Here is a 9801-nt window from a genome sequence, read left to right as displayed (position 1 = left end):
GACGGTGCGCCAGAACAGCGGCCGCCCTGCAGATTTCGGCCGGTCGCGATACGGCGCGAACGTCGACAGGCCCGAGGTCTCGGACTGCCCGAACGTCGCCCAGAACGTTGCGTTCGGGCAGGCGGCTTCGAACCGCTCGATCGTCTCCGGGGTGTCGAGCCCGGTCACCGCGCGCAGGCTTTCGAGCTGAGCCGGCTGGGCCTGGTCGAGAACGTTGCCGAGCATCGGGGCGAACTCGGCCAGCACCGTCACCTTGTGGGCTTCGATGTCGCGCGCCGCCTGCGCCGGATCGAATTTCGCGGCGATCACGCTCGCTCCGCCGGCTTGTTGCAGCGTCAGCATCAGGCCGAGCCCGGTGACATGAAACAGCGGCAGCATGCCGAGATTGACGTCGGCTTCGCTCAGTCGCCAGGCGTCGACCAGCGAGCTTTGCGCAATCAGGAGATTGCCTTGCGAGATCAACGCGCCGCGCGGCCGGCCGCCCACCGCCGCAGTGTGGATGATGACGAAGCCGTCGGCGGCGCCGAACTCGGCCGGGGCGAAGGGAGCCTCCGACGACAGCTCGGTGAACGGCGCGAACGGGCCGCTGCCGCCCCCGATTGCGTAGGCCTTCTTCACACCGTCGAGCGAGGGCAGCATGCCGGCCACGATGTCGCGATAGTCGGTACCGGCCACCACCACGCTGGGCGCGCCGTCGCTGAGCACGAAGGCGATTTCGTCGGCATTGAGCCGGTAGTTCACCGGCAGCAGGATCGCGCCGATCAGCGCCACCGCACCGATCAGCTCGACCATCTCGATGCAGTTCTGCGACAGGATCGCCACCCGGTCGCCGGTCTGTACGCCGTCGCGCAGCAAACCACTCGCCAGCCGTTCGGCCCGCGCCAGATAGTCGCGGTGGGTGAGGCGGACGCCGTCGACCACGAAGGCGGTGCGCTCGGGAAACAGCACCGCGTTGCGGCGATAGACGTCGGCCAGCGTGAAGTCGTGAAGCGCCATCGTGTCCCCCCTGGTGCCGGCCGCAACCGCTCGTTCGCGGCGGGTCCGGATTGTCGCGCCGCCGGTTGGCCGGTCGTCCGCGCCTCGCTTTGTAGCGAACATCGTCAGGGTGCGGAAAGCATGATCGCGCATCCGCCACGCTATCCCGACCGCGCTACCGCTGAAAGCGGCATCCGGCGGAGGCCGGGTGACTGAATCCGTGACTTCCGGGGCCGGGCTGCTTCCGCTGCTGTTCCCGAATCCCCATTTGTATGAATGGATTGAAGGCAAGGAACATCGCTCACCTGGCCGAGTTGGGGACGCGAGACAAGGATTGGAGGCATCTCATGGCCAACGACACCCGAAGCCTGGACGAGATTCGCCGCGACACCGAACGCGCCCGGGCTGGCCTGACCGAGACCGTGGGCCAGTTGCGCGCCACCGTCGCCGACACCGCGAACGAGGTCCGCGAGAAATACTCGCCGGCCGCGATCAAGGCCGAGGTGGGCAGCTACATCAAGTCGCGCGGCGAGGAACTCGCCGACAATGTGCGCGACTCGATCCGCCACAATCCGGTGCAGGCGGTCGCGGTGGGCGCGACGCTGGCTTATCCGCTGTGGAAGGTGGTGCGGGCGATTCCCGCGCCGGTGCTGATGATCGGCGCCGGGCTGTATCTGGCCGGCACCCGATCCGGCGCGGAGCTGACCCAACGGGCGTCCGACAAAGCCCGCGATCTCGCCGGTGATCTCGAGCGCCGAACCCGCGAATTTTCCGCCGATGCCGCCGACACGGCGGTGGCGGCCCGCGAATATGCGTCCGGCGCGTTCGACGCTGCCAGTGATGCCGTGGCCAGTCGCGCCGAGCAGTTCCGCCAGGCGGCGACCGCGACCGCCGCGGATCTCAAGCACAAGGGCGACGATCTCAGCCGCAGCGTTGCGCATAGCGGCGATGATCTGCGACGCCGCGCCAGCGCGGCCGGTGAAGCGTTTGCCGGCGAAGCCGAACAGCTCGCGGCACGCGGAGCCGGCCTTGCCGGCGCCGTGGTCGACACGGTTCGTGAGCGCGCCGGTGATGCGGCCGCCAAGGTGCGCGAAACGATCCACGACACCCGAGATGCTGGAATGGAGGCGGCGGCGCGATTGCGCCACCAGGCCACCGATTTCAGCCATCGCGCCGGCAAGACCGCTAAGCAGACCCTGACTGATCATCCGCTGCTGGTTGCCGGCGCCGGATTGTTGATCGGCGGGCTGATCGCCAGCGCGTTTCCACGCGTGCGCGCCAGCGGCGGGCGTGTCGGCCGCCGCGTCGGCGAGCAGGCCAGGGACGCGGTGTCGCGCGGGTTCGAGAAGGGGCGCGCCGCCTATCAGGGCGCGGCGCGCGAAGCCGAACAGCAGGGATTGACCGGCGACGACCTCGCCGAGAACGTGAGAGATCTCGGCCAGCGCGTCCGTAAGGTCGCCGAAGCCGCAGCCTCTTCGTTCGAAGCGCCTTCGCCCTCGCAGAACAAGCATTGATCGGAGATACCGGACATGGCCGAGCAAATCGTCAAGACACCTGGCGCGACCGGCGGCAGCAATGGCGGACGCCAGCAGCCACCGAAGTCAGCCAAGAAGGATCCGGAGATGGTCTCCGGCGAGACCGGCGCGGGTGCGGAGCCCGAGCGCGATCTGAAAGAAAGGATCGTCGGTTTGGCAAGCGAATCCGCGGACGCCGCCCGTGCCAAGGCCGAGGAGTTCGCCGAAACCGCCAAGGATTTCGCCGCCGAGGCCGGCGAATCTTTGAAGCGGCGTGCCTATGAAGAAAAGCAGGCCGGCGCCGACTACGTCGCCCACATCGCCGACGCGATCCGCCGGGCTTCGCGCGAGTTCGACAACGATTTGCCGATCGCCGGCGTCTATATGCGCAAGGCGGCTAACAAGGTCGAGGACATCTCCGACACCGTGCAGCGCGGTGACCTGTCCGATCTGGTGCATGGCGTGCAGGACTTCGCCCGGCGCCAGCCGACGGTGTTTCTCGGTCTGGCGGTGCTCGCGGGGTTCGGCGCGGTACGCTTCCTGAAGAGTTCGGGGCGCGACAGCCGCGTCGTCGATGCTCAGGTCAACCGGAGTTCCGACGATGACAACGCCAAGTAATCGCTCGATCCCGGACCTGGTCGGGGACGCTTTCAATCAGTTCGCCAAGCTCGTCAGTAACGAATTCGATCTGGCGCGGGCCGAGATGTCGGACAAGCTCGGTCAGATTGGTCGGGCCGCGATGATGATCGGCGCCGGCGCGGTGATCCTGATCCCCGGTCTGGTGGTGCTGCTGATGGCGGCTGCGGCAGCTCTGATCGAGAACGGATTTGCGACCTCGGTGGCCTACCTGATCGTCGGCGCCTGCACCACGGGCATCGCGGCGACGCTGATCGGTTTCGGCGCAAACCGGATGTCGCCGGAGGCACTGAAGCCGGAGATGACCATGGAACAATTGCAGCGCGACAAGCAAGCGGCCGGGGAGATGATGCGATGAGCAAGAAAGAGGGCGTGCCGTTCATCGGCGATCTCGGCGACGCGATGCGGCGCAATCCGGTCTCGACCGCGCTGATCGGAATGGGACTATTGTGGCTGTTCACCGGCGATCGCGCCAAGGCGCGAGCGTCGCGCTTCGTGCACGACACCGGCCTCGACCGCGTCCCGGACGTCGCCTCCGAGGCGGTCGGGCGGGTCGGCGAGCGTTTCGCCGATGTCGGCGAGAAACTCGGCGAGGTGCGCGACGGCGCGGCGAGTGCCGCGAGCGAGGCCGCGCGGATGGCGCGCGAGCGCGGCGCGGAAGCGATCGATCGTGCGACAGAATTCGGCCGTGCCATTCCGGAGACCGGTGCCGACCTGTTCGACAGTGCGAAGACCCGGCTCGGCGATCTGTTCAATGAGCAGCCATTGCTGCTCGGGGCGATCGGCGTCGCGATCGGCGCCGGCATCGCGGCGTCTCTTCCGGCGACCGAGACCGAACGCGAGCTGTTCGGCGACACCAGCGACGAAATGATGGCGCAGGCGCGCGACTATGCGCGGCAGCAGGCGGCACGGGCTGGCGAGATGGCACGCGATGTCGCCGGCGCTGCCGCAGAGGAAGCGCGTCGTCAGGGGCTGACGCCGGAAGCCGCGATGGCAGCGGCGCGCGAGGTCGGCGAGAAGGCCAAGCGGGTTGCCGAAGCGGCCGAAGACAACGTGCGGCTGGAGTGAGGGCGATGGCAGACGACAAGGCGCCCGACGACCGCCCCGGCGACGCGATGAAGAGCGGCACCCGCGAGCCCTGGAAGAAGCCGGGGCAGAGCTCGCAGGTCGACGACCAGAATCCGCCCGACAGGCCGGATCTGGAACGCTGGCAGAAGTCCAGCACGCACTGAATTTTTGACACGCAACTGGTGTGCTGATGACCGCCGCGGAGCCAAGCCTTGCTGCGCGCCGCAGACGGCGTGCGCCCGAACGAGCCCTTTCGTCAGAACCGCGACCTCGCGCCGACTCGCCGTGGCAGGTTCTGCGCACCGGTTGGAAGCCGGTGTTCGCTGACACCTATGCGCGGATCGGCGGCGACCGGCTGCTGTTGGTCGCGGCTGGCGTGGTGTTCTACTGGCTGCTCGGTCTGTTTCCCGCCATCACGGCCCTGGTGTCGTCTTATGCGCTGTTTGCCGATCCTGTGACGATAAGCGGGCACCTCGCGCAGTTGTCTGCGGTGGTGCCGGCCGGCACCTACTCCGTGATCGAGGAGCAGGTTGGCCGGGTGCTGGCGAATGGCCAGACCAGGCTGGGCTTTGCGTTCCTGGTCAGCCTGTCACTGGCGCTGTGGAGCGCCAATGGCGGCGTCAAAGCCATCATCGACGCGCTCAATGCGGTGTATGACGTCGAGGAGGAGCGCGGCTTCTTCAAGCTCAACGCATTTTCGCTGCTGTTGACGCTCGGTGCGCTCGGTGCGGTGCTTGCGGCAATCGGCTTGGTGATCGCAGCGCCGATCGTGCTGGCACAGATCGGACTAGGCAGTCTGGTGGCGGTGGTGATCGACTATGGCCGCTGGCCCGTGTTGGCGCTGCTGACCTTCGCCGGGCTGGGACTGCTGTATCGAACCGCGGCCAACCGGCCGTCGCCGCCGTGGCGCTGGGTCGTGCCCGGCAGCGTCGCGGCGACGCTGAGTTGGCTCGCCGGCTCGGCTGCGCTGTCCTACTACCTCGCCAACTTCGCCGACTACAACGCGACCTACGGCTCGCTCGGCGCGGCGATCGGCTTGATGATCTGGATGTGGATGACCGCGATCGTGGTGCTGGTCGGCGGCGAGCTCAATGCCGCGATCGAAGCGCGGGCGGGGCGGCTCGGCCGGGCCGAAGGCGGGCCGAGCTGATCGAGCGTGCGGGCGGGCGCGACAGTCACAGATCCCGCCGGCTCGCATTGGTGGCTATCGCGGCGGCGGCGGTGCGGTTCTCGACGCCGAGCTTGGCGTAGATCTGCTCGAGATGCTTGTCGACGGTGCGGGGGCTCAGACCCAAAATCTGCGCGATGTCGCGGTTGGTCTTGCCCTTGCTCAGCCACGCCAGCACCTCGCTCTCGCGGCTGGTGAGGCCAAATTCGGCTGAGAACTGCGTCGGCGCCTCGGTTGCCGTATCGCGCGCCAGCCGCAGCAGGAATTCGTTGGGGCCGAGCTTGCCCATATATTGCAGCCGCAGCTCGTCGTTGCGCAGCATCGATGCCTTGATCGGCATCTTCGGCTGGGCGAGTCCGGTGTGGACCTGCTCCAGCCAGTCGAGCCAGGGCTTCGGCAGATCCAGCCGCAGACCGTCCTCCGGCGCGCCATCTGCGGCGAGCAGCTTTTGCGCCTGCGGCGTCGCCCACAGCACCTTGCCGAGCCGGTCGACCGCGAGCAGGAAACGTCCCGAAACATCCAGCGCTGCGCGGGCGCTCTGGCTCACCCGCGCGTTGTTGAGGTGAACTCGGATCCGCGCCAGCATCTCGACGATCGCGATCGGCTTGGTGACGTAGTCGACGCCGCCGGCTTCGAGGCCGCGGACGATGTGCTCGGACTCCGACAGTCCGGTCATGAAGATCACCGGCACGTCGGACAATCCCGCGCTGCGCTTCAGCCGCCGGCAGGTTTCGAATCCGTCCATCCCCGGCATTACGGCGTCGAGCAGGATGATGTCCGGCGTGATCTGCTCGACGATCCGCATCGCCGCGGCGCCGTCGAGCGCCACCATCACGGTCATGCCGGCGCCGTCGAGGGCGTCGGTCAGCATCCGCAACGTCTCCGGAGAGTCGTCGACCACCAGGGCGATATCGCGCTTTTTCATGTCATTGTTCATGGCGATACAGCGTGTTCAGCGTCTTCATGTAGGAGTCGAGATCGAATTGCTCGACGAGCGTTCGCATCTGCGACACGAACGCCCAGGTCTCCGGATAATCGGTGTGGATCTGATCGAGCTTCGACTCGATGCCGCGGATGTAGCCGATTTTGCCGAGCTCCAACAATTCCTCGACGTGCCGCATCGGCGGATGCTGGATCTCGGGCGTCTCATCGGCGGCGGCGGTGGTTTCGCCCTTGTAGATCCATTCGATCTTGAGGAGCTGGCCGATCAGTTCGAGCAGCCGCGGAATGTCGACCGGCTTCATCAGGTAGGCATCGTGGAACGGCTGGGACAGCAGCGTGCCGTGCGCCTCCAGCGCGCTCGCCGACAGCATCAGGATCCGCGCGTGGTGATGACCCTGGGAGCGCAGCGTCTCGGCCACCGTCCAGCCGTCCATCCCCGGCATCGAGATGTCGAGCAGGAACAGATCCGGCTGGCAGTGCTCGGCGAGATCGACGCAGGAATAGCCGTCGGTCGCCACCAGCACGATGAAGCCGAGCGGCGCCAGCGCATCCTGCAGCAATCCGCGCTGCGCCGGATCGTCGTCGGTGACCAGGATGGTCTTGCGCGGGCCCTGATAGCCGAGCACCGGCGCGCGGATCGAGCGGGTGCGGGTCGGATTGGTGACCTCGGACAGCAGCAGCTTGACCCGAAAAGTCGAACCCTTGTCCGGCGTCGATGTCACTGTGAGGTCGCCGCCCATCACCCCGGCCAGCAGCTTGCTGATGGTGAGGCCGAGGCCGGTGCCGCTGTGCGGCTGGGCGGCGCCGAGGGCGCCGCGCTCGAACGGCGCGAAGATTCGCTCCAGATCGTCGGGATGGATGCCGGGCCCAGTGTCGCGGACTTCGAGCTCGGCGACCGGGTTGCGGTAGTGCACGATGAACTGCACGCTGCCTTGCTGGGTGAACTTGATGGCGTTCGACAACAGGTTGATCAGCACCTGGCGCAGCCGCTTCTCGTCGGCATAGACCATCGGCGGCAGATATTGCGGCCGCTTGAACACGAACTCGATGTCCTTGGCGGCCGCCTGTAGCCGGAACATGCCGACGAGCTGATCGAGGAATTCGCCGAACCGCACCTCGTCGCGCGATAGGTACAGCCTGCCGGCCTCGATTTTCGAGATATCCAGCAGGCCGTCGATCAGGCCCGACAGATGATCGGCGCTGCGTCGCATCAGCCGGATCTGGTCGCGCGGCCGCGGCGGCAGGCTGTTGTCCTGCTCCAGAAGCTGCGCGTAGCCGCTGATGGCGTTGAGCGGCGAGCGCAGCTCGTGGCTGAGGCCGACCACGTAGCGACTCTTGGCGAGGTTGGCCGACTCCGCCGCCTCCTTGGCGCGCTGCAGCTCGGCGTCGGTCTGGCGGTGGGCGTCGATCTCCTGCATCAGCAGCGTGGTCTGTCGCCGGGTTTCGGCCTCCGCCGCCTGCCGGCTCAGCCGCGCCAGCACGAACAGCCAGCTCACCACGCCGACGATGATGGTCAGCGCGAAGAACAGCTTCCACAACACCTCGGCGAGTTCGATCTGCTGGGCTTCGTTGGCGGTCGCCGCCTGCAGATAGATCAGCAGCAACGACAGGCCGATCAGGCCGACCGAGGCTGCGAACACGGTGAGATAATGTCCGACCTGGGAATTCAGCAGCGCATAGACCCGCTGCGGCAGCACCTTGCCGAGGGTGTCGGTGAACTGCGCGTCGATTCGGGCGTGCGGCTTGCACAGATCGCTGCAGCGTGCGTCGAGCGAGCAGCACAGCGAGCAGATCGGCCCGGCATAGGCCGGGCAGGAGGCCATGTCTTCCGGTTCGAACGAGTGCTCGCAGATGCAGCACTTGATCGCCTCGACGTGCTGCCAGGCGCGTTTCGGCTTGCGCGCGATGTAGAACCGGCCGCCGGTCGCGAAGGCGATCACCGGTGCGGTGAGGAAAGCCACGGTCAGCGCCACGAACGGCGCCAGTGCTTTCACGGTCGGCCCGAACACGCCGTAGAACGCGGTGATCGACAGCACCGTGGCGATCGTCATCGAGCCGACCCCGACCGGGTTGATGTCGTACAGATGCGCGCGTTTGAACTCCATGTGGCGAGGCCGCAGCCCGAGCGGCCGGTTGACGACGAGATCGGCCACCAGCGCTCCGACCCAGGCGATCGCGACGTTCGAGTACAGCGCCAGGGTGTGCTCCAGCGCCTTGTAGACGCCGATCTCCATCAGCAGCAGCGCCACCAGCACGTTGAACACCAGCCAGACGACGCGTCCGGGATGGCTGTGCGTCAGCCGTGAGAAGAAGTTCGACCAGGCGATCGAGCCCGCATAGGCGTTGGTGACGTTGATCTTGATCTGCGACAGGATCACGAACGCGCCGGTCAGCGCCAGCACCAGGCCGGGCTGCTCCAGCACGGTGCGGAACGCTTCGAGATACATGTGCGCCGGCTCAGCCGCTTCGTCCGGCGGCGCGCCGCGGCTGAGGGCGAAGTAGGCGAGGAACGATCCCGCCAGCATCTTGAGCGCGCCGGGGACGATCCAGCCGGGGCCGGCGCTGATCATTGCGATCCACCAGGCGCCGCGGGAGGCGCGGCGGTCGCGCGGCAGGAAGCGCAGGAAGTCGACCTGCTCGCCGATCTGCGCCACCAGCGCGAACACCACCGAGGCCGCGGTGCCGAACAGCAGCAGATCGAGCTTGCCGTCCGGGCTGCCTTGCTCACCGGCGAACCTCGTCCAGGCGGTGAAGGACTCCGGGCTCTTCACCGCGATCGCGGCGAACGGAAGGATGTGCAGCAGGATCCAGAACGGTTGGGTCCAGAGCTGGAACCGGCTGATCAGGGTGATGCCGTAAGTCACCAGGGGGATGATCACGACCGCGCTGAAGAAGTAGCCGAGCGGCAGCGGCAGGCCGAAGCACAGTTCCAGCGCGTTGGCGAGGATCACGGCCTCGATGGCGAAGAAGATGAAGGTGAAGGAGGCGTAGATCAGCGAGGTGACGGTCGAGCCGATATAGCCGAAGCCGGCGCCGCGGGTCAGAAGGTCGATATCGACCCCACATTTCGCGGCGTGATAGGCGATCGGCAGGCCGCAGCAAAAGATGATCACGCCGACCACCAGGATCGCCGCGGTGGCGTTGGTGACGCCGTAGTTCAGCGTGATAGTGCCGCCGATCGCCTCCAGCGCCAGGAACGAGATCGCGCCTAGCGCGGTGTTGGCGACGCGTGCCGCCGACCACCGGCGCGAGCTCTTTGCGGTGAAGCGGAGCGCGTAGTCCTCGAGAGTCTGGTTGGCGACCCACTGATTGTACTGGCGCCGAACGCGATCTATGCGCTGCCGCCCCGCCACGCGCTTCTCCTCATCTCTGTCCGACCCTAGCGCCGATCCGCCGGCGACGTTGCCGGTTTTGCGATCACGACCCGCGCAATTGTTCGGCCTGCAGCTCGTTGCTGCGGCACCGGACCACGAGGCTCCGTCGCCTGAAAAACCTACG

General features: G+C 67.0%; 9 protein-coding genes. 6 read left to right on the top strand and 3 right to left on the bottom strand.

What is annotated here, in order from left to right; translation table 11 throughout:
• Positions 1-996, bottom strand: a 996-nt coding sequence (locus DU475_RS08095; RefSeq protein ID WP_164631637.1) for an AMP-binding protein, incomplete at its 3' end; no start/stop codon positions are given.
• 326 nt (positions 997-1322) lie between these two features.
• Here DU475_RS08095 and DU475_RS08090 point away from each other — a divergent pair.
• The 6 genes from DU475_RS08090 (at position 1323) to DU475_RS08065 (ending at position 5343) form a co-directional block, all read left to right on the top strand.
• The gene (locus DU475_RS08090; protein WP_164631636.1) at positions 1323-2489 is read left to right on the top strand and encodes a hypothetical protein; all 1167 of its coding nucleotides are present in this window, start codon (positions 1323-1325) and stop codon (positions 2487-2489) included.
• Positions 2490-2504: 15 nt separating this feature from the next.
• Entirely contained in the window at positions 2505-3107 is a 603-nt protein-coding gene (locus DU475_RS08085) for a hypothetical protein (RefSeq protein WP_013503862.1), read from the top strand.
• On the top strand, positions 3091-3483 hold the full coding sequence (locus DU475_RS08080) for a phage holin family protein (RefSeq protein ID WP_164631635.1): 393 nt from the start codon (positions 3091-3093) through the stop codon (positions 3481-3483). The genes DU475_RS08085 and DU475_RS08080 overlap by 17 nt, the downstream gene beginning before the upstream one ends.
• Positions 3480-4193, top strand: coding sequence for a hypothetical protein (locus DU475_RS08075; protein ID WP_164631634.1), 714 nt, complete (start codon positions 3480-3482; stop codon positions 4191-4193). Before DU475_RS08080 ends, DU475_RS08075 begins: the two co-directional genes overlap by 4 nt.
• 5 nt (positions 4194-4198) lie before the next feature.
• Entirely contained in the window at positions 4199-4357 is a 159-nt protein-coding gene (locus tag DU475_RS08070; RefSeq protein WP_164631633.1) for a hypothetical protein, read from the top strand.
• A 152-nt stretch (positions 4358-4509) separates the two neighbouring features.
• A complete protein-coding gene (locus DU475_RS08065; RefSeq protein ID WP_235677196.1) occupies positions 4510-5343 on the top strand; it encodes a YihY/virulence factor BrkB family protein in 834 nt (277 codons plus the stop codon).
• 25 nt (positions 5344-5368) lie between these two features.
• On the opposite strand, the gene DU475_RS08060 is transcribed toward DU475_RS08065, so the two are convergent.
• Positions 5369-6298: a response regulator gene (locus tag DU475_RS08060; RefSeq protein ID WP_013503858.1), complete on the bottom strand. Its 930-nt coding sequence runs from the start codon at positions 6296-6298 to the stop codon at positions 5369-5371.
• On the bottom strand, positions 6288-9656 hold the full coding sequence (locus DU475_RS08055; RefSeq protein ID WP_142882048.1) for a hybrid sensor histidine kinase/response regulator: 3369 nt from the start codon (positions 9654-9656) through the stop codon (positions 6288-6290). The genes DU475_RS08060 and DU475_RS08055 overlap by 11 nt, the downstream gene beginning before the upstream one ends.
• Positions 9657-9801: the final 145 nt, after the last annotated feature.

Source organism: Rhodopseudomonas sp. WA056 (genome assembly GCF_010906995.1).
Lineage (GTDB): Bacteria > Pseudomonadota > Alphaproteobacteria > Rhizobiales > Xanthobacteraceae > Rhodopseudomonas > Rhodopseudomonas palustris_G.
This window is presented reverse-complemented; position numbering and strand designations above follow the sequence as displayed.